19 protein-coding genes are annotated in these 18,865 nt (G+C 66.4%); 2 read left to right on the top strand and 17 right to left on the bottom strand.

Going from position 1 to position 18,865, the window contains the following annotated elements; all coding sequences use genetic code 11:
* Positions 1-15: 15 nt before the first annotated feature.
* From ACZ9J7_RS13115 to ACZ9J7_RS13035, 17 genes are all read right to left on the bottom strand, one after another.
* Positions 16-687, bottom strand: coding sequence for an FtsB family cell division protein (locus tag ACZ9J7_RS13115; RefSeq protein ID WP_476209967.1), 672 nt, complete (start codon positions 685-687; stop codon positions 16-18).
* A 149-nt stretch (positions 688-836) separates the two neighbouring features.
* Positions 837-2,117: a phosphopyruvate hydratase gene (eno, locus tag ACZ9J7_RS13110; protein WP_307429247.1), complete on the bottom strand. Its 1,281-nt coding sequence runs from the start codon at positions 2,115-2,117 to the stop codon at positions 837-839.
* 118 nt (positions 2,118-2,235) lie between these two features.
* Positions 2,236-2,826, bottom strand: a complete 591-nt coding sequence (locus ACZ9J7_RS13105; protein WP_476211854.1) for a MazG nucleotide pyrophosphohydrolase domain-containing protein — start codon at positions 2,824-2,826, stop codon at positions 2,236-2,238.
* Positions 2,827-2,905: 79 nt separating this feature from the next.
* The gene (locus tag ACZ9J7_RS13100) at positions 2,906-4,042 is read right to left on the bottom strand and encodes an adenosine deaminase (RefSeq protein ID WP_476209965.1); all 1,137 of its coding nucleotides are present in this window, start codon (positions 4,040-4,042) and stop codon (positions 2,906-2,908) included.
* A gap of 53 nt (positions 4,043-4,095) precedes the next feature.
* Positions 4,096-4,821 carry a DedA family protein gene (locus tag ACZ9J7_RS13095; protein ID WP_476209964.1) on the bottom strand — a complete coding sequence of 242 codons (726 nt, stop codon included), beginning with the start codon at positions 4,819-4,821 and terminating at the stop codon, positions 4,096-4,098.
* Between the two features lie 133 nt (positions 4,822-4,954).
* The gene (locus ACZ9J7_RS13090) at positions 4,955-5,584 is read right to left on the bottom strand and encodes a DedA family protein (protein ID WP_476209962.1); all 630 of its coding nucleotides are present in this window, start codon (positions 5,582-5,584) and stop codon (positions 4,955-4,957) included.
* Positions 5,585-5,590: 6 nt separating this feature from the next.
* Entirely contained in the window at positions 5,591-6,907 is a 1,317-nt protein-coding gene (locus ACZ9J7_RS13085) for a thymidine phosphorylase (RefSeq protein WP_476209960.1), read from the bottom strand.
* Entirely contained in the window at positions 6,904-7,350 is a 447-nt protein-coding gene (locus ACZ9J7_RS13080; protein WP_476209958.1) for a cytidine deaminase, read from the bottom strand. The genes ACZ9J7_RS13085 and ACZ9J7_RS13080 overlap by 4 nt, the downstream gene beginning before the upstream one ends.
* The gene (locus ACZ9J7_RS13075; RefSeq protein ID WP_476209956.1) at positions 7,347-8,672 is read right to left on the bottom strand and encodes an ABC transporter permease; all 1,326 of its coding nucleotides are present in this window, start codon (positions 8,670-8,672) and stop codon (positions 7,347-7,349) included. Before ACZ9J7_RS13075 ends, ACZ9J7_RS13080 begins: the two co-directional genes overlap by 4 nt.
* The gene (locus ACZ9J7_RS13070) at positions 8,669-10,051 is read right to left on the bottom strand and encodes an ABC transporter permease (RefSeq protein ID WP_476209954.1); all 1,383 of its coding nucleotides are present in this window, start codon (positions 10,049-10,051) and stop codon (positions 8,669-8,671) included. Before ACZ9J7_RS13070 ends, ACZ9J7_RS13075 begins: the two co-directional genes overlap by 4 nt.
* Complete coding sequence (locus ACZ9J7_RS13065) at positions 10,044-11,645, bottom strand: ABC transporter ATP-binding protein (RefSeq protein WP_476209952.1); 1,602 nt, start codon at positions 11,643-11,645, stop codon at positions 10,044-10,046. The genes ACZ9J7_RS13070 and ACZ9J7_RS13065 overlap by 8 nt, the downstream gene beginning before the upstream one ends.
* Positions 11,646-11,824: 179 nt before the next feature.
* On the bottom strand, positions 11,825-12,934 hold the full coding sequence (locus tag ACZ9J7_RS13060; protein ID WP_476209951.1) for a BMP family lipoprotein: 1,110 nt from the start codon (positions 12,932-12,934) through the stop codon (positions 11,825-11,827).
* Between the two features lie 255 nt (positions 12,935-13,189).
* The gene (locus ACZ9J7_RS13055) at positions 13,190-14,206 is read right to left on the bottom strand and encodes an NADP-dependent oxidoreductase (protein WP_476209950.1); all 1,017 of its coding nucleotides are present in this window, start codon (positions 14,204-14,206) and stop codon (positions 13,190-13,192) included.
* The gene (locus tag ACZ9J7_RS13050) at positions 14,203-14,634 is read right to left on the bottom strand and encodes an organic hydroperoxide resistance protein (RefSeq protein ID WP_387559671.1); all 432 of its coding nucleotides are present in this window, start codon (positions 14,632-14,634) and stop codon (positions 14,203-14,205) included. Before ACZ9J7_RS13050 ends, ACZ9J7_RS13055 begins: the two co-directional genes overlap by 4 nt.
* Positions 14,635-14,678: 44 nt before the next feature.
* Positions 14,679-15,113 carry a MarR family winged helix-turn-helix transcriptional regulator gene (locus ACZ9J7_RS13045; RefSeq protein ID WP_476209948.1) on the bottom strand — a complete coding sequence of 145 codons (435 nt, stop codon included), beginning with the start codon at positions 15,111-15,113 and terminating at the stop codon, positions 14,679-14,681.
* A gap of 130 nt (positions 15,114-15,243) precedes the next feature.
* Positions 15,244-16,461, bottom strand: a complete 1,218-nt coding sequence (locus ACZ9J7_RS13040) for an amidohydrolase (RefSeq protein WP_476209946.1) — start codon at positions 16,459-16,461, stop codon at positions 15,244-15,246.
* A gap of 97 nt (positions 16,462-16,558) precedes the next feature.
* Positions 16,559-17,692, bottom strand: a complete 1,134-nt coding sequence (locus ACZ9J7_RS13035; protein ID WP_476209944.1) for a mannose-1-phosphate guanylyltransferase — start codon at positions 17,690-17,692, stop codon at positions 16,559-16,561.
* A gap of 275 nt (positions 17,693-17,967) precedes the next feature.
* Here ACZ9J7_RS13035 and sdhC point away from each other — a divergent pair, with 275 nt between their 5' ends.
* Both sdhC and ACZ9J7_RS13025 read left to right on the top strand, forming a co-directional pair.
* The gene (sdhC, locus tag ACZ9J7_RS13030) at positions 17,968-18,348 is read left to right on the top strand and encodes a succinate dehydrogenase, cytochrome b556 subunit (protein ID WP_476209942.1); all 381 of its coding nucleotides are present in this window, start codon (positions 17,968-17,970) and stop codon (positions 18,346-18,348) included.
* Between the two features lie 3 nt (positions 18,349-18,351).
* Positions 18,352-18,813, top strand: a complete 462-nt coding sequence (locus ACZ9J7_RS13025; protein WP_141181015.1) for a succinate dehydrogenase hydrophobic membrane anchor subunit — start codon at positions 18,352-18,354, stop codon at positions 18,811-18,813.
* Positions 18,814-18,865: the final 52 nt, after the last annotated feature.

Genomic DNA, 18,865 nt, shown 5'->3' with positions numbered 1-18,865 from the left:
TCCTTCCTGTGCGGTTCAGTCTGTGGCCGCGCGCCTGATGGACTCCCACAGGGAATCCACCCACGGCAGATCGGCGGGGTCTTGTGCTGCTGCGCCGGCGGGGCTACTGCTTTCTCCGGCCGGCTCATCGCTGCCAAAAACCCAGTAGCCGGTTTCGCCCGGCATAACCATGTTAATGCGGTCGCGGGCCTGCTGCTTCACGTAGTTGGGATCCTGCCACCGCGAAACCTGCTGGCGGAGGGAGTCACCTTCGGCCTGGCGTGCGGCGATATCGGCGTTCAGGGCGTCGATTTCGGCCTTCTTGTCGAAGAAGACTTTGACCGTGGGCGCCAGCATGATGGTGATGGCAACCATCACCACTGCCAGCGCGAGCATGCGCCCGGAAAACGCCTTCGCGGGGACGGGATGCTGCTCCTCGTCGGCGCGGGCCGGATCCTTGCCGTCAACCGGGCTGCTGCCCTTGCGCCCGGGGGAAGGCTTCGGAGCCTTGGCCTCCCCTGCCGTCCCTGCGCGCTGCCCCGCTGTTGTTGACCGCCCGTGCTGGTCCTTCGATGGTGCAGGGGCGCCCTTGGCCGGCCGGAAATCCGCCCGGATGACTTCGGCACCGGCGGAAGATCCGTCGTCGGCCGTTTCCTTGGCTGGACGGGTGGGGGCGACCTTGGGAACTTTGGGGCGGCGGGTAGCCATGACACTCCTGAAACGCAGCCTGCCGGGCCGCCACTATCTGTGCTGGACAGTCCCAGCAGGCAAACGTTGCTGGAACAAATGCTGCTGTAAACAACAGCGGTGGCTATGGTCTTTCAACCATAGCCACCGCGGATGGGATTAGTCGGTTACTAGCCCTTGAAACGCGGGAACGCGCTGCGGCCTGCGTAGCGTGCGGCGTCGTCCAGTTCCTCTTCGATGCGCAGCAGCTGGTTGTACTTGGCGACGCGCTCGGAGCGGGCGGGTGCGCCGGTCTTGATCTGGCCCGCGTTGGTGGCCACAGCAATGTCGGCGATGGTGGTGTCCTCGGTTTCGCCGGAGCGGTGCGAGGTGATGGTGGTGTAGCCGGCACGCTGGGCCAGGCTGACGGCGTCCAGGGTCTCAGTCAGCGAACCGATCTGGTTGACCTTGACCAGCAGGGAGTTGGCGGTACGGGTGTCGATGCCGCGCTGCAGGATGGCGGGGTTGGTGACGAAGAGGTCGTCACCCACCAGCTGGACCTTGTCGCCGATGGCGTCGGTGAGGGTCTTCCAGCCGTCCCAGTCGTTCTCGTCCAGCGGGTCCTCGATGGAGACCAGCGGGTAGTCGGCAACGAGTTCGCCGTAGTAGGCGCTCATGTCGCTGGCGGACAGGGACTTGCCTTCGAACTGGTAGGCGCCGTCCTTGTAGAACTCGGAGGAGGCAACGTCCAGGGCCAGGGCGATGTCCTTGCCCGGGGTGTAGCCGGCGTTCTTGATGGCTTCGGTGATGAGGTCCAGGGCTGCGCGGTTGGACGGCAGGTTCGGGGCGAAGCCGCCCTCGTCGCCGAGGCCGGTGGACAGGCCCTTCTGCTGCAGCACGGACTTGAGGTTGTGGTAGACCTCAACGCCCCAGCGCAGGCCTTCGGAGAAGGTCTCGGCGCCGATGGGGGCGATCATGAATTCCTGGATGTCGACGTCGGAGTCGGCGTGGGAGCCACCGTTGAGGATGTTCATCAGCGGCACGGGCAGGACGTGGGCGTTGGGGCCGCCCAGGTACTTGTAGAGCGGCAGGTCAGCGGAGGCTGCGGCTGCGTTGGCAACTGCCAGGGAGACGCCCAGGATGGCGTTGGCGCCCAGCTTGCCCTTGTTGGGGGTGCCGTCCAGGTCCAGCATGGCCTGGTCGATGCTGCGCTGGTCGGTGGCGTCGAAGCCGGTCAGGGCGGGGGCGATCTGGTCGATCACGGCGTCGACGGCCTTCTGCACGCCCTTGCCGAGGTAGCGGCCCTTGTCGCCGTCACGCAGTTCGACGGCCTCGTGCTCACCGGTGGAAGCACCGGAGGGAACTGCGGCGCGGCCGATCTGGCCGTCCGACAGCAGGACTTCAACTTCAACGGTGGGGTTGCCGCGGGAATCGAGGATCTCGCGGGCGTGGATGGCATCGATAAGCGCCATGAATTTGCTCCTTATGGGCGATTAACGGGGGGAATCAGGCAGAAAACTCGACGTACTCGTCAGGGACCAGCCTAGTCGAGAGTGCTCCGGGTTACTCAAACCGGTCAAGGCCGGGACGTCATGATGGCGCGGGGTCACTTTCGTCCCACGGGCCACGCTGGTAGCGGCGGACGGCGTCCCGCAGGGCGCGTTCAGCGTCCATGCCGCTGTCCCTGGCAGAACGGACGACGGCGAGCAGCAGGTTTCCGAGCTCCTCCTCGCCTTCAGGTACGGGAGCCCCCTCGGGGAGCTCCAGCCCCGCACGTGCTGCACGGTCCAGTGACTTCTGTGCCCTGGCCAGCGCCGGGAGTGCCTGTGGGATGCCTGCGAAGGGGTCCTGCCGTTCGGGCTTTTCGGCCCGCTTGACGGCATCCCACTTCTGCTCGATCTCCGCCACGGTGGCCGGGAAGGTGTCCTGCAGGGAGCCGTCGGGCCGGAAGACATGGGGATTCCGGCGGATCATCTTGGCACCCAGGCCGCGCGCCACGTCGTCGAACGTGAAGGCTCCGCGCTCCTCCGCAAGGCGGGCGTGCAAAACCACCTGGAGCAGCACGTCGCCCAGCTCGCCCTGCAGTTCGGCGTCGGGGTGGCCTTCCTCGATGGTCTCGGCCACTTCGTAGGCCTCCTCGAGGAGGTACTCCACCAGGGAAGCGTGCGTCAGGGCGCCCATCCAGGGGCAGTGTTCGCGCAGCCGGGCAATTTGGCCCAGCAGTTCTTCGGTTGGAGAACTGCCGGGCCGGAAATCCGGGTCAGCCAAGGTTGGCGTAGGCGTCGTTGATGTACTCCACCAGCGCTTCCTTTTCCTCCAAGGGCAGGAAGGATGCCTCGGCGGCGTTGAGGGTGAGCTCAAGCAGGTCGTCGAGGTCGTAGTCGAAGGTTTCCACGAGCAGGTTGAACTCGTCGGTCAGGGTGACGCCGCTCATCAGGCGGTTGTCGGTGTTGATGGTGACGTTGAAGCCCAGCTGGTAGAGCATGTCCAGCGGGTGGCTTTCAATCCCTGCGCCAAACTCCGCAATTGCGCCCGTCTGCAGGTTGGAGGAGGGGCAGATTTCCAGGGCGATGCCGCGGTCGCGGACCCAGCTGGAGAGGTCGCCCAGGGTGACCAGGCCAACGGTGTCGCCGGCTTCCTCGTCGTCGTCGAATTCCACCATGATGTCCTCGGCGATGCGGACGCCGTGGCCCAGGCGGAGGGCGCGGCCGTCCACCAATGCCGACTGGATGCTCTCCAGCCCGGCTGCTTCGCCTGCGTGCACGGTGGCGGGGAAATTGTGCTGGGCGAGGTAGGTGAAGGCGTCCCTGAACCGGCTGGGCAGGAATCCGTCCTCGGCACCGGCGATGTCGAAGCCCACGGCGCCCTGGTTGCGGTGGCGCACGGCGAGTTCGGCGATCTCCTGGCCGCGGTCGGCGTGGCGCATGGCGGTGATCAGCTGTCCCACCTGGATCTCGCGTCCGGTCTCGGAGACGGCCTCGACGCCGGCCTCCAGTCCGTCCTGGACTGCCTCCACGGCCTCATCGAGGCTGAGCCCCTTCTGGAGGTGCTGTTCCGGCGCCCACCGCACTTCGCCGTAGACCACGCCGTCGTCCGCGAGGTCCTCGACGAATTCCTTGGCTACCCGGAACAGTCCGTCGTAGGTCTGCATGACGGCCACTGTGTGGTCGAACGTCTCCAGGTAGCGGACCAGGGATCCGGAGTCGGCTGATTCGCGGAACCATTGCCCCAGGGCGACGGGGTCCGTTGAGGGGAGCGTGTGGCCAACGGCCTGCGCCAGTTCGATGATGGTGGCCGGACGGAGTCCGCCGTCCAGGTGGTCGTGGAGGGAGACTTTGGGCAGGCTCTTCAGGTCAAAATCGATGGCAGGGGCGGCGTCAACAATAGGCTCAGTCACGTTCCCACCTTAGGGTGGCCCGCAGTCCAAAGCCAGCCGTTCGAAGCCGGCCGCTATTTGGCGGCGGGACCGGCCTTTGCCGACGGCACCACGAGGGCCTGCGTGCCGGCCCTGCCATCCTTTGCTGGAGCGGTGGATTCGTCGGACCGTTCGTCCGATTCCGGTGCGTCGTGGCGGCCCAGCCGTTTATGCCACCAGCGGAGCGTGTGGTCGATGACGACGCCCAGGACGATGGCGAAGACGACGGCGATGCCGGCGCTCAGCAGCGGGTTGTGGTGCAGCCACGGGAACGAGCTGGCCAGCAGGCCGATGCCAAGGGAGTAGCCCACCCAGGTCACGCAGGCAAAGGCGTCGAAGACGAAGAACCTGCGGTGCGAGAATCCGGTGCTTCCGGCCACGTAGTTGACGGCCACGCGGCCCCAGGGGATGTAGCGGGCGGTGAAGATCAGTACCGCGCCGCGTTTCTCGAGTTCATAGCGGGCCCAGGCGAAGACTTTCCGGACCTTGGGCCGGCGCATCCACCCCCAACGGTCCAGGCCGATCTTGCGGCCGAGAATGTAGGCCATGTTGTCACCGGCAATGGCGCCGACCAGGGCAGTGAGGCCCAGGATCCAGAGATTGGGTTCGCCGCTGTGCCGCGAGAAGGCCGCGAGGGCAACGATGAGGGTCTCGCTGGGGACCACCATGGCGAAGCCGTCCACGAAGAAGAACACCAGCAGCGCCGGGTAGATCCACCACTGGCCCGCTGCATGGAGCACGGCCTCATTAATAAACTCCACGCGGTGTTGCTCCTGTATAAAAATGACACAGCCAAAGTGCCGCAGCCAAAGCGGAAATCGTTCCTAAGTGTCCCACGCCCCGGGCCCTGTCCGCTACGCCCCAATGCCCGGAATTACCCCTTAAACGCGCGGGTCATGTCCCGGGTTCCCGGATGCGCTCCACCACGTTGGGCTTGCCGCGGAGTTTGTTGATCAGCAGGTCCACCAGGATGCCCAGCGCTACGGCGCAGACAATGGCAATTGCTGCGCCCAGGATGTGGTTGTCCTCAAACCACTGCCCAAAGAAAAGCCCGATCGCCACCGAGTAGCCTGCCCACAGGCTGGCCGAAAGGACGGTGAGGCCCACGAACCGCAGGTGCGGGTAGTGCGTGACGCCGGCGGTCAGGTTGACCGCCACCCTGCCGATGGGTATGAACCGGGCCACCAGGATCAGCGATGCCGGCCGCTTGCGCAGCTCCTGGCCGGCCCAGCGGAATGCGCTTTGCATCCGCGGCCCGCGCATCCACGACCAGCGGCGGGTGCCCACCCGGCGGCCCAGAAGGTAGGCGATATTGTCCCCGAGGAAGGCACCCGCTGCTGCGACCAGTATCAGCAGCAGCGGATGGGGAACATCCGCGGTGGCGGCGACGGCGGCGAGGCCCACCACCACGGATTCGCTGGGAACCGGCGGAAAGAATCCGTCAATGATGCAGCAGGCCAGCACCAGGACCAGCACCCACGGCTGGCCCGCCGCGGCGAGGATGAAGTCATTGATGGCCTGCATGGGTTCCTACGCGATGCGGTCGATGATGAGCTGCTGTGCGGGCCGCGAACCTTCCGGAGCGATGACCACGGCGTGTTCCAGGGCTTCCCGGGCGCGGGCAAACCGTTCCGGGGTATCGGTGAGCAGGGTCATCAGCGGTTCGCCGGCCCGCACGGTGGCCCCGGGCTTGGCATGCATGCGCACCCCCGCCCCGGCCTGCACGGTGTCCTCCTTGCGGGCACGGCCGGCACCCAGCCGCCAGGCGGCCACGCCGACGGCGAGCGCGTCCAGTTCCACCAGCACCCCGTCCGCGGGAGCGTAGACGACGTCGGATTCCCTGGCCACCGGCAGCGCGGCGCGGGGGTCGCCGCCCTGGGCGGTGATCATCCGGTTCCACACGTCCATGGCCCGTCCGTCCTTGAGGGCAGCGGCGGGATCGGCGTCGTGGACCCCTGCACAGGCGAGCATCTCCTCGGCGAGCCGGACAGTGAGTTCGACAACGTCCTCCGGGCCGCCGCCGGCCAGGACCTCCACGGACTCCGCAACCTCGATCGCGTTGCCGGCGGTCAGGCCCAGGGGCGTGTTCATGTTGGTCAGCAGTGCAACGGTGTTGACCCCGGCATCCTTGCCGAGCGCCACCATGGTTTCGGCGAGTTCACGGGCGCGGGCCTCGTCCTTCATGAAGGCGCCGCTGCCCACCTTGACGTCCAGCACCAGCGAACCGGTTCCCTCGGCGATCTTCTTGCTCATGATCGAGGAGGCGATCAGCGGGATGGCCTCCACCGTTCCGGTGACGTCCCGCAGCGCGTAGAGCTTCTTGTCCGCCGGGGCCAGGCCGGCACCGGCGGCGCAGATGACCGCACCGACGTCCTGCAGTTGGGCGAGCATGTCCTCGTTGCTGAGGTCCGCGCGCCAGCCCGGGATGGACTCCAGTTTGTCCAGGGTGCCGCCGGTGTGCCCCAGCCCGCGGCCGGAAAGCTGCGGAACGGCGACGCCGAACACCGCCACCAGTGGCGCCAGCGGGAGCGTGATCTTATCCCCTACCCCACCGGTGGAGTGCTTGTCGGTGGTGTATTTCAGGCCGCCGTCGGGACGCCGGAGGCTGGAGAAGTCCATCCGCTCCCCGGAGGCGATCATGGCAGCTGTCCAGCGGGCGATTTCGGCGCGGTCCATGCCGTTGAGCAGGATGGCCATGTTCAGGGCGGCCATCTGCTCGTCCGCGATGGCCCCGCGGGTATACGCGTCGATGGTCCAGTCGATCTGTTCCGGGCTCAGGGTCCCCTTGTCCCGCTTGGTACGGATGATGTCGACGGCGTCGAACGCTTCGGCTTTGGTGTCGGTCACCGGGTCTCCTCGAGGTGTTCGGGACCAAAGGCGTCGGGCAGCACCTGGTCCATGGTTTTGATGCCTTGGCCGGTCATCAGTTGCATGCCGTGGGCGCTGAATTCGTACAGCAGCTGCCGGCACCGGCCGCAGGGCATGAGGACGGTGCCCTCCCCGTCCACGCAGTAGAAGGCCCGCAGGAGCCCGCCGCCGGTCATCTGCAGTTCTCCCACCAGGACGCACTCCGCGCAAAGGGTCAGTCCGTAGCTGGCGTTCTCCACGTTGCAGCCGCTGACGATCCGGCCGTCAACCGTCAGGGCCGCGGCTCCCACCGGAAACTTTGAATACGGGGCGTAGGCATTTTTCATGGCGGCGGCCGCGGCGGCCTCAAGGGCTGCCCAGTCCACGGGCTGCGCCCCGCCTGCTGGTGGGTGGCTTTCTTGTGCCTGGTCCACGGCCGTCATCCCTTGACGTAGGGAATGCCGCTGGCGGCCGGTCCCCGGGACTTGCCCACCAGGCCGGCGACGGCGAGGACGGTCACCAGGTAGGGCAGCATGGCCATGAACTGGCTGGGCACCGGCGTGCCGATGATGGTCACGATGCTCTGCAGGTTGTCCGCGAACCCGAACAGAAGTGCCGCGAAGAAGGCGCCCACCGGGTTCCAGCGGCCAAAGATGAGCGCGGCCAGCGCGATGAAGCCGCGGCCGCCGGAGATTTCCTTGGTGAAGCTGTCGATGGCCACGAGGGTGAAGAAGGACCCGCCGATGCCCGCTACGGCACCACCCAGGGTGACGTTCCAGAACCGGGTGGCGTTGACATTGATGCCCAGGGTGTCCGCCGCCTGCGGGTGCTCCCCTACTGCGCGCACGCGCAGGCCCCACCTGGTCTTGAACAGGCCAACCCAGACCACTGCGACGGCCACGTACATGAGGTAGCCCACCAGCGACTGCCGGAACAGGATGGGCCCGATGATCGGGATGGCGGACAGCACGGGGATGTCGATGACGTCCAGGCCCGGCGGGGAGTTGAACTGCGCTTTGTTGGCCTGCATGACAGTGCTGAAGAGGAAGCCCGTCACGCCGGAGACCAGCACGTTCAGGACGACGCCGACGATGATCTGGTTGACCAGGTACTTGATGCTGAACAGTGCCAGGACCATGGACACCACCGCGCCGGCAACGGCGGCCGCCAGCAGCCCGATGAAGGCGTTGTGGGTCATGCTGGCCACGATGGCTGCGGTGAACGCCCCGCCCAGGAGTTGGCCCTCGATGGCGATATTGACCACGCCCACGCGCTCGCACAGGACGCCGGACAGCGAGCCGAACACGAGCGGAACCGCCAGCGTCACGGATCCGGCGATCAGGCCGGCGAGCGAGATGGCTGGCGTGCGGGCCCCGCCCACAACCCAGATGAGGAAGGCCGCCACGAAGACGACGATGAAGGTGACCGCAACCCAGCCGGGGGCCGGCCGGTTCTTTGTCTTGAGGAAGAGCGCGTATCCGGCGAGGCCCAGCAGGAGCACCGACAGGACAATGCCGCCTGCGAAAGCGTTGACTTCCACGGCCGGGAGCTGAAAGAAGTCGCCCCCGGTGGAGATGCCGAAACTGGCCGTCTGGCTGGGCGCCAGGAAGCCGAAGAACACCAGCGAGACCAGGGCGAACACGGCCAGCAGGACCGGGGTCTTCCAGCTGACCGGCTTGGCCGACAACGCTGCGGCAGGTGCAGCCGGTTTGGCACCTCCGGGCTGCGGGCTGCCGGGCCTGGACGAGGAAACTGTTGTGCTCATGCGGCACCTCCGGTTGTGGCTGCCTGCCCGGACTTGGCTGCGCGCGCGGGCTTCCTGCGCCGCGGGTTCAGGCCAAAGACGGCCCGCACCAGCGGCGGTGCGGCGATGAAAAGGACTATGAGGGACTGCACCACCAGGACGATGTCGATGGGGGTGCCGGTCTGGATCTGCATCTGGACTGCCCCGGCGCGGAAGGCGCCGAACAGCAGGCCTGCAGCGAAGGTGCCCCACGGCGTCGAACGCCCCAGGAGAGCCACGGTGATGGCGTCAAACCCGTACGTGGCGGCGACGCCGTCGGTGAGGACCTTCTCGGTGCCGGCAACCTGGGCCACGCCGGACATGCCGGCCAGGCCGCCCGCGATGGCCATGACCAGGATGGTAGACCGGGAGACGTTGATGCCGGCGGTCTGCGCGGCATTGGGGTTAGCGCCCACGGCCCGGAATTCGAAGCCAACGGTGGACCGGTTGAGGAGCCACCAGACCAGGACGGTGGCGGCGATGGCCAGGATGAAGCCGAGGTGCAGCCGGTATTGGCTGCCCAGTATCTGCGGGTAGACGGCGCTGGGGTCCAGGATGGGCGAGATCGGGTTCGACTCCCCCGGCCGCTGGAAGGCGGGGGTGTTCAGCAGGTAGCGCAGGAAGTAGAGCGCGATGTAGTTGAACATGATGGTCAGGATGACTTCGTGGGCTCCGGTGCGGGCTTTGAGCAGGCCGGCGAGGCCGCCCCAGAGGGCGCCGCCGACGATCCCGGCTACGAGTACCAGCAGCAGGTGCAGTCCAACCGGCAGGTGCAGCGCGAAGCCCACCCAGGCGGCAAGAATGCCCGCCACGATGATCTGGCCCTGCGCACCGATATTGAAGAGGCCCGCCCGGAAGGCCAGTGCCACGCCCAGGCCGGCCGTGATGAGCGGCGTGGCGATGGTGAGGGTTTCCATGAAGGGGGCAAACTGTGCTGCCACCCCGTTGCCGCGGGGGTTGAACACCGATCCCTGGAACAGGGCAATGTAGGAGCGGGTGGCAGCGTTCCAGACCGCGGCCAGCATGTCGGTGGGCCGGGCAAAGAAGTAGCCCGCGGTGGTGGCTACCTGCTTGTCGGTGCTCGCGATGAGCAGTCCGCCCAGGATCAGCGCGAGCAGCACAGCCAGCACGGACACCATGCCGCTCCCGGTGAAGATCCGGCGCAGGACAGTGTTGGAGCCGTCAGGCAGCTGCCCGCTCTGGGCCGTGGCCGGAACGGCTGAAGGCTGCATGGCGCCGCCGGCGGTATCGACGGCCACCACCGCTGCTGCCTGGTCCCCGGCTGAGCCGTCCTGGCCCTGGCGGGGCGGCGGTGACGGCTGACCGTCCGGTGCGGGTTCAGTGGGATGCTGTTCAGGCATGTTCGGCTCCCTGGGCGTTGGAGGCAGGGGCCGGGGTGCCGGCCTGCGGGGTCTGTGCGTGTTTTGCCGCTGCGTGTTCTTCCGGCGCGTGTTCTTCCGGCGGGATGCCCGCCATCATGAGGCCCAGGACGTCCCGGCTGGTTCCGGCGGGAACGGTGCCCACCAGTTTGCCCTTGTAGAGCACGGCGATGCGGTCGGCCAGTTCCATGACTTCATCAAGCTCGGTGGAAATGATCATCACGGGTGTGCCCTGGTCCCTTTCGGCGACGATCCGCCGGTGCAGGAACTCGATGGAGCCGACGTCCACGCCGCGGGTGGGCTGGGAAGCGATGAAGAGGCGCAGCGGGCGGGACAGTTCCCTGGCCATCACCAGTTTTTGCTGGTTTCCGCCGGAGAGGGTCCCTGCTGCTGCGGCCGCCGACGGTGTGCGGACGTCGAATTCACCGATGCGGGCCTTGGCGTTCTCCATGATCCGCGCCGGGCTCATGCTGATCCCCTTGGCAAAGGGCGGCTTGTCATAGAGGTCCAGGATCAGGTTTTCGGCCACGGAGAAGGTGCCCACCAGGCCGTCCACCTTGCGGTCTTCGGGGACGAACCCGACGCCGGCATCGAGGACTTCCTTGACGGAGCGGCCCACGAGTTCGTTGCCGTCCAGGACGATGGAGCCGGTGACCCGCTCCTGCAGGCCGAGGATGGCTTCGGTGAGTTCGGTCTGCCCGTTCCCCTGGACTCCAGCGATGGCAAGGATTTCGCCGCGCTTGATGTTGAAGCTGAGGTGGTCCACCACGTGCTGACCGTTGGGGGCGACGACGGTGAGGTCGCGGACTTCGAAGGTGGTTTCCCTGGGCTGGGCGGGGGCTTTGTCCAGGGTCAGGCTGACGGCGCGGCCCACCATCATCGAGGCAAGCTCGGTGGTGGAGGCGGCAGGATCGGCGGTGCCCACCACCTTGCCGCGGCGGATCACGGTGATGGTGTCCGAGACCGCCTTGACCTCGCGCAGCTTGTGCGAGATGAAGACGATGGACGTGCCGCGGGACTTGAGCTGCCGCATGATGTCCAGGAGTTCGTCGGTCTCCTGCGGCGTGAGGACGGCCGTGGGTTCGTCAAGGATCAGGACCTTGGCATTGCGGACCAGCGCCTTGATGATCTCCACCCGCTGCTGCACCCCTACCGGCAGGTCCTCCACCAGGGCGTCCGGGTCCACGTCGAACCCGTACTGGTCCGAGATCTCCTTGATGCGCTGCCGGGTCTGGTCCAGGTTCAGGAAACCGGCGGCCTTGGTGGGTTCGGCGCCGAGGGCCACGTTCTCAGCCACGGTAAAGACCGGCACCAGCATGAAGTGCTGGTGCACCATGCCTATTCCCGCGGCCATGGCATCGCCCGGGCCCCGGAAGGTGACGGGCTTGTCGTCGATGAGGATGTCGCCTTCGGAGGGCTCGTACAGCCCGTAGAGCACGTTCATCAGGGTGGACTTGCCCGCCCCGTTCTCACCAAGGAGGCAATGGATCTGCCCGGGCTCAACCACCACGTCGATGTGGTCGTTGGCCAGCAGCGTCCCAAAGCGTTTGGTGATCCCTCGAAGCTCAAGTTTCAAAACTCTGACCAATCTCGAAGCGTCCGGTGATCAGACCGGACGGGATATCTGGCTGCAGCACCAGCCTAGTAGCTGCAGCACCGGGAGGAGCCGGCCGCGCGCGGTAAACGTTGGGCCAGCAAAAAGCGCCACCGGCCGGCCAGTGGGTGACGGACCGGCGGCGGCGCTTCCTGGAGGGATCAGGCCTTGGGGCTGGCCGCGGACTCGACCTTCAGCTTGCCGTCGACAATGTCCTTCTTGATCTTCTCAAGATCGGTCTTCAGTTCCGCGGGGACCTGGGAATCGAGGTCGTGGAAAGGCGCCAGCTGCACGCCGTCGTTGGCGAGCGTGCCCACGTACGGGGTGCTGTTGAACTTGCCGTCCTTGTCCTCGGAGACCACGGTCTCCACGGCTTCGCCCATCTGCTTCATGACGGAGGAGAGCATGATGCCCTTGTAGTCGGGGGCGGTGAGGTAGCCGTCGGAGTCAACCCAGATGAGCTTGACGTCCTTGCCGGCAGCCTTGGCTTCGTTGAGCGCGGCTCCTGCGCCCTTGCCCACGGGACCGGCCACCGGCATGACGATGTCCGCGCCCTGGTCAAGGAAGTTCTTGGTCAGCTGCTTTCCGACGTCCTGCTTTTCGAAGTCACCGGTGAAGCTGCCGTCCTGGGCATCCTTGTTCCAGCCCAGGAGCTTGACGTTCTTGCCCTTTTGCTGGTTGTAGTACTTCACACCGTCCGCGTAGCCGTCCATGAAGATGGTGACAGTGGGGATCTTGATGCCGCCGAAGGTGGCCACGGTTCCGGTCTTGGTGGTTCCTGCTGCCAGGTAGCCGGCCAGGAATGCTGCCTGGGCGGTGTCGTAGATGATCGGCTTGACGTTGCTGATGGGCTGGTCGTAGCCAAAGTCGATGATGGCGAAGTGCTTGTCCGGGTTGGCGGTAGCCTGTGCCTTTGTGGCGTCGCCCAGCAGGAAGCCGACCGTGATGGTCAGGTTGCAGCCGGCGGTGACCATGGCGCGCAGGTTGGGCTCGAAGTCGTTGTTGGTCTTGGACTCGATCTGGTTGACCTTGATGCCCAGGTCCTTCTCGGTCTTCTTCAGGCCCTCGTAGGAGGACTGGTTGAAGGACTGGTCGTCGAATCCGCCGGAGTCCGAAACGATGCAGCCCGTGTAGTCGCTGGCACCTGCGGATGCGGTACTTCCGGCTTCGGGGGCTGCACCGCAGGCGGTGAGCACGAGCGCGGACGCACCGAGGGTGGCCACGCCGGCCATTGAACCGCGCTTGAAGCTGGCACGCAGTGATTTCTTCAATTTTCCTCCAGGGATGATGCGAGTGGCGCTACGGGCTGGAATTCAATGAGTGTCCGTTTCGGCGCTGAAATTCTGTTTTCACTGAAGGCACGCAGCACTGCGCCGGAGCGCACTGATGGCACTTACTTTAGTGGCCTGCGCCACGTCCCCATAGCACGGCGGGAGCCCATCCGGGAGATTGTTTACAAGTTGTTACCAAGCAGTAGGGGCACCGCGAAAGCGGTGCCCCTACTGCTTGGTACGTTCCTGCTGCGGCTACAGCCGGACCAGCATTTTGCCGGTGTTTGCCCCGTCCAGGAGGTCCATGAATGCCTTCGGCGCGTTCTCCAGCCCGTCCACGATCGTCTCGTCGTAACGCACGGTTCCGTCCGCAAGCCAGCCTGCCATCTTCTCCGCGAACTCCGCCGCGTGCTGCCGCTGGCCGCCCACCAGGAAGCCGCGCAGGGTCAGCTGCTTGCCGATGGCCTGCATCAGGTTGTGCGGCGCGGGAGTGGGCTCGGTGGAGTTGTACTGCGCGATTGCACCGCACATCGCCACCCGGCCGCCAACGTTGAGGACCGCCAGGGCAGCCGCCAGGTGTTCACCGCCAACGTTGTCGAAGTAGACGTCGATGCCGGCCGGGCCTGCGGCCTTCGCCAGCTGCTCCACGACCGGACCGTCGTGGTAGTCGAAGGCGGCGTCGAAGCCGAGCTCCAGGAGGCGGGCCACCTTGGCGGGCGAGCCGGCAGAGCCGATGACCCGTGAGGCGCCCATGGCCTTGGCGATCTGGCCCACCAGGGAACCCACCGCGCCGGCCGCACCGGAGACGAACACCGCGTCCCCCGGCTTGAATTCTGCAACCTTCAGCAGGCCGGCGTACGCCGTCAGCCCGGTCATGCCCAGGGCGCCGAGGAAGGCCGAAGCCGGGGCCAGGTCCGTGCGGGCGGGGGTGGCGGCGCTGCCGTCCACCACGGCGTACTCGCGCCAGCCCAGGGCATGGACGACGACGTCGCCTTCCTGGTGTGCCGACGAACGGGACGCGACCACCTCACCCACGGCGCCGCCGTCGAGCGCTTTGCCCACGGCGAAGGGTGCGGAGTAGGACTTGACGTCGTTCATGCGGCCCCGCATGTAGGGGTCCACGGACATGAACAGGTTGCGCACCAGGATCTGGCCGTCTTCGAGGGCGGGCAGGGCTGACTCGGCCAGCTCGAAGTTGTCATCGGTGGGGCGTCCCACGGGGCGGGAGGCGAGGCGGATTTCGCGGGTGGTGGTTGCGAGGGCTGTGCTCATGCTGCGTACTCCAGGATCTTGAGGTCGACATTGATGTTGCCGCGGGTGGCGTTCGAATAGGGGCAGACCTGGTGCGCCTTGGCCACCAGGTCTTCGGCGGTGGCAAGGTCCAGGGCGGGGAGGGCAATTTCCAGTTCGGCGGCCAGCCCGAAGCCCGCTCCGCCGTCCAGTTGCCCAAGGTGGATTTTTGCCGCGACGGCCGAGTCCGTCAGGTCTGCGCCTGCCTTGCGGCCAACCAGCCGCAGCGCGGAATGGAAGCAGGCGGCATAGCCGGCGGCGAAGAGCTGTTCGGGGTTGGTGCCTTGTCCGCTGCCGCCGAGTTCGGCGGGGCTGGCCAGGTCCACAGCCAGCCGTCCGTCGTTGCTGCGTGCGGTGCCGTCACGGCCTTCGCCTGAAGCCAGCGCCTCGGCGGTATAAAGAGTCTTCACGAAAAGAGTCCGTCCTGTAGATGGAATGGTGCCTGGTTCAGCGGTCAGAGGGATTCGTGCAGCGCGGACGTGAGCTTGCCCAGGGTGGAGCGCAGCTGTTCCAGTTCGTCCAGGGAGAGCCCTGCGGCGTCGGCCAACCGCTGCGGGATGGCCCGGGCCGGTTCACTGAGCTTCCGTCCGGCCGGCGTGAGGTGGATCGCGACGCGGCGCTCGTCCTCGCCGGAGCGCCGGCGTTCCACCAGCCCGAGCGCCTCCAGGCGCTTGAGGAGGGGCGAGAGCGTGCCTGAATCAAGGCCGAGTTCCCCACCGAGTTCCTTGACGCCCCGGGGCTCGCTTTCCCACAACACCAGCATGACCAGGTACTGCGGATAGGTGAGGCCCAGCTCGTCCAGCACCGGCCGGTAAACGGCGGTGGCTGCCCGGGACGCCGAGTACAGCGCAAAACATACTTGCCGGCCCAGGCGGGGTGCTTCGGTCATGCAATAACGGTAACGCACAATTCAGTTGTGCACAACTTACCTATGGCGCCGGCACCCGAGGCATGTTCCGCCGTCGTACTTTCCCGGCGGCGGGCCGGCACCACCTGGCGTGCCCCGGCCCGCGCCCCGGCTAGGACAGGGGTGCCGGCTCCAGGTCGCGGATGGTGCGCAGGGCGGCGGCGGTGAGCACCCTGATGCCGAGGCCCAGGGCGCGCTCATCCAGGATGTAGTCGCCGCGGTGCAGGTCGTAATCCTCGCCGCCGGGCGTTTTGGTGCCCAGGCGCATCATGGCGCCGGGAAGTTCAGCGAGGAACCAGGCGAAGTCCTCGCCGCCCATGGACTGGGGCGTCAGGACCACGGCGCTCTCGCCGATTTCAGCGCGGGCGGCCGCTTCGATGATGGCTGTCTCATGTTCGGAGTTGACCACCGGCGGCACTCCCCTGGTGTGTTCAAGGTGAACGTCAACGCCGTAGGGTGCGGCCACCTGGTGCACCACTTCGTCCAGCAGTTCACCGGCGGCGTGCCACGCGTCCCGGTCCAGGCAGCGCATGGTGCCTGCCATGTAGCCGGTGCCGGGGATGGCGTTGGGGGCCGAGCCCGCCGTGATCTGGCCCCACACCACCGAAACGCCGCTCCGGACATCCACCCGCCGGGACAGGACGGCCGGGACATTGATGGCGATCTGTGCCAGCGCGAACACCAGGTCCTCGGTGAGGTGCGGCCGGGACGTGTGGCCGCCGCGCCCGGACAGTTCGATCCGGATGGTGTCAGACGCGGAGGTGATGGCCCCGATCCGGGTGCCTACTTTTCCCACTTCGATGCGGGGGTCGCAGTGCAGCGCGAGGATCCGGGGGACGCCGTCCAGGACACCCTGCTCGATGCAGGCATGCGCTCCCCCGGGCATGGTTTCTTCGGCGGGCTGGAAGATGATGCGGACGGTGGCGCCGAGGGGCGTTTCCTGGTGCATACGGTGCAGTACCAGGGCGATGCCCAGCATGGTGGTGGTGTGCACATCGTGGCCGCAGGCGTGGGTGACACCGTGGTTCTTCGAAGCGAAGGGCAGGCCCGTCTCCTCGATGATGGGCAGGGCATCGATGTCGCCGCGCAGCGCTGTGGCGATGGGCCCCTCGCCTACGTCCACCGTCAGGCCGGTGCCCTCGAGGCGGCGGGGGCTCAATCCTGCGGCTTCGAGCCGCTCGGCGAGCTTGTCGGTGGTGCGGAATTCCTTGAAGGACAGTTCCGGGTGCGCATGCAGGTCCCGGCGGAATTCGATCAGGTCCGGCAGGAGCGGTTCGAGCCAGGGGGCCACCAGGGCGGTGGGCTCGGCTTCAGTAGTGTAATTGCGCACTGTTTCACTCTAGCGAGGGTGGCGGTTTAGCGCCCATTCCCTGACGACGCATTACATTCCGGCCCTGCCGGCACCGTGGCGCCGGCAGGATTTCCAGTCAGAGGACGTCCGTGTCCCCGCTCGCCTTGAGCGCATCCACGGCGGCCTTCACGCGCTGGGAATTGGCCATGGTGGTCACCAGGAGGGCGTCCGGCGTATCCACGATGACAACATCCTGGATACCGATCAGCGCGATGACGCGCTTGGTGTCGGTGACAACAACGCCGCTTGAGTTCTCGGTGAACACGCGGGCGCCTTCGCCAAGGACAGTGACGTCATCCACTTCCTTGGCGCTGTTGAGGCGGCCAACCGAGGCGAAGTCGCCTACGTCGTCCCAGCGGAAGGTGCCGGGCACGACGGCGACGTCCCCGGCTTCGGCGGCGGGCTCTGCCACCGCGTAGTCGATGGCGATCTTGGGCAGGGTGGGCCAGATCCGGGCCGTCACCTCGTCGCGCTGGGGCGTATCCCAGGCCCGCGCGATTTCCTGCAGGCCCTGGAAGAGTTCGGGCTGGTTGGCTTCGAGGTGCTTGAGCATCAGCGACACGGGCGCCACGAACATGCCGGCATTCCAGACATAGTCCCCGCTGTCCACGTACTGCTGGGCCACGACCTCGTCCGGCTTTTCGACGAACTCGACGACGTCGTGGGCGCTGGGTGCGCCGTCGATGTGCAGGGCCTTGCCGGAGCGGATGTAGCCGAAGCCGGTGGAGGGGTGGGTGGGCTTGATGCCGATGGTCACGATCTTGCCCGCGGCGGCAGTATGGATCGCTTCCCGCACCGCCTCCTGGAAAAGGTCGTCCGGGCTGATCACCTGGTCTGCGGCGAAGGACCCCATGATGGTGTCGGGATCGCGTTCGTGCAGGATTGCCGCCGCGAGGCCGATCGCCGCACCCGAGTCTTTTGGCTCCGACTCAAGGACCAGGTCCGAGTCGCGGACCTCAGGGAGCTGGCGGCACACGGCTGCGCGGTGGGCCTGCCCTGTCACCACCAGCATCCGGTCGCCCGCGAGGGGGTGCAGCCGGTCGTAGGTGGCGCGCAGCAACGTGCTGCCCGATCCCGTGAGATCGTGAAGGAACTTGGGAGCTGCTGCTCGTGACAGGGGCCAGAGGCGGGTCCCCACTCCGCCTGCCGGAATCACCGCAATGAAGCGGTCAATGGGTGAAGCCGGGCTTGTCACTTTGTCTGTACTCATCACGGCTACTTTAGCCGAAGGGCCGCTGGCGGCTCCTGTACCGGCGGATGGGCCCCGCTTTTGGGCCGCTTACGGGCCCGGACGTCCGCAATGATGTGGCGTTTGTCTCATTTCCCCGCAAAATCCGCTCCAGTACTGGGCTCCAACAAACGACTAAATTGAATAAGCTGTTAGCGAAGCCTAGATTTAGGCCTGAGCTACGAGTGCTCTCGCAGCAGGCGTTCCCCCCGCATGGATCTCATGCCAGCGCCGCTGTGTTGCAGGGAGGTTTATCAGTGCCGACAAAACCAGCTGGCACCTTGTACCGCGGCCGTGAAGGCATGTGGTCCTGGGTAGGACACCGTATTACCGGTGTAGTGATCTTTTTCTTCTTGTTGGTCCACGTCCTGGACACCTCCTTGGTGCGTGTGTCACCGGAGGCCTACACCGCCGTGATCGGCGCCTACAAGAATCCGCTGATGGCGCTGGGTGAGACCGGCCTTGTTGCCGCCATCGTCTTCCACGCCTTCAATGGCCTGCGGATCATCGCGGTCGACTTCTGGAAGAAGGGCGCCAAGTACCAGCGGCAGATGCTGTGGGCAGTCCTGGCGCTTTGGCTTGTGACCATGCTTGCCTTCTCCATCCGCCACCTGTCCCTCGCCCTCGGAGGTCACTAAGCCATGACTGCAACGATCGAGAGCCCCCGCAGCGGGCGCGTCGCTCCCCAGTACCGCCGCAGCGGCGGTTCCAAGGGCAACTTCGAGATGATCGCCTGGCTGTTCATGCGTCTCTCCGGCGTGGTGCTGGTGGTGCTGATCTTCGGCCACCTGTTCGTGAACCTCATGGTCGGCGAGGGCATCCACGCCATCGACTTCGGCTTCGTGGCCGGCAAATGGGCGGATCCGTTCTGGCAGTTCTGGGACCTCGCCATGCTCTGGCTGGCCATGCTGCACGGCAGCAACGGCGTCCGGACCATCATCAACGACTACGCCGAGAAGACCTCCACCCGGCGTTGGCTGAAAACCGTTCTTTACGCAGCCGCAGTGGTCATCATCCTCCTGGGCACCCTGGTGATCTTCACCTTCAACCCGTGCCCCGTGGTCAACGGCGTCGCCCTTCCGGGTGGTTTCTGCCCTGCCTAGCACTGGCACATCCCCGGGCCCGCGGGCTTATCCGCGGGCCCTGTTTTGCGGA

The organism is Pseudarthrobacter sp. TE9888 (assembly GCF_056279345.1).
Note: the sequence above shows the minus strand (reverse complement) of the source record. Positions and strands in the feature narration are given on the sequence as shown.

Excerpts from the sequence above, each read along its gene's own strand:
- ACZ9J7_RS13115 (WP_476209967.1), bottom strand. The coding sequence starts at position 687 with ATGGCTACCCGCCGCCCCAAAGTTCCCAAGGTCGCCCCCACCCGTCCA.
- eno (WP_307429247.1), bottom strand. The coding sequence starts at position 2,117 with ATGGCGCTTATCGATGCCATCCACGCCCGCGAGATCCTCGATTCCCGC.
- ACZ9J7_RS13105 (WP_476211854.1), bottom strand. The coding sequence starts at position 2,826 with ATGGGCGCCCTGACGCACGCTTCCCTGGTGGAGTACCTCCTCGAGGAG.
- ACZ9J7_RS13090 (WP_476209962.1), bottom strand. The coding sequence starts at position 5,584 with ATGCAGGCCATCAATGACTTCATCCTCGCCGCGGCGGGCCAGCCGTGG.
- ACZ9J7_RS13080 (WP_476209958.1), bottom strand. The coding sequence starts at position 7,350 with ATGACGGCCGTGGACCAGGCACAAGAAAGCCACCCACCAGCAGGCGGG.
- ACZ9J7_RS13075 (WP_476209956.1), bottom strand. The coding sequence starts at position 8,672 with ATGAGCACAACAGTTTCCTCGTCCAGGCCCGGCAGCCCGCAGCCCGGA.
- ACZ9J7_RS13070 (WP_476209954.1), bottom strand. The coding sequence starts at position 10,051 with ATGCCTGAACAGCATCCCACTGAACCCGCACCGGACGGTCAGCCGTCA.
- ACZ9J7_RS13055 (WP_476209950.1), bottom strand. The coding sequence starts at position 14,206 with ATGAGCACAGCCCTCGCAACCACCACCCGCGAAATCCGCCTCGCCTCC.
- ACZ9J7_RS13045 (WP_476209948.1), bottom strand. The coding sequence starts at position 15,113 with ATGACCGAAGCACCCCGCCTGGGCCGGCAAGTATGTTTTGCGCTGTAC.
- ACZ9J7_RS13035 (WP_476209944.1), bottom strand. The coding sequence starts at position 17,692 with ATGAGTACAGACAAAGTGACAAGCCCGGCTTCACCCATTGACCGCTTC.
- ACZ9J7_RS13025 (WP_141181015.1), top strand. The coding sequence starts at position 18,352 with ATGACTGCAACGATCGAGAGCCCCCGCAGCGGGCGCGTCGCTCCCCAG.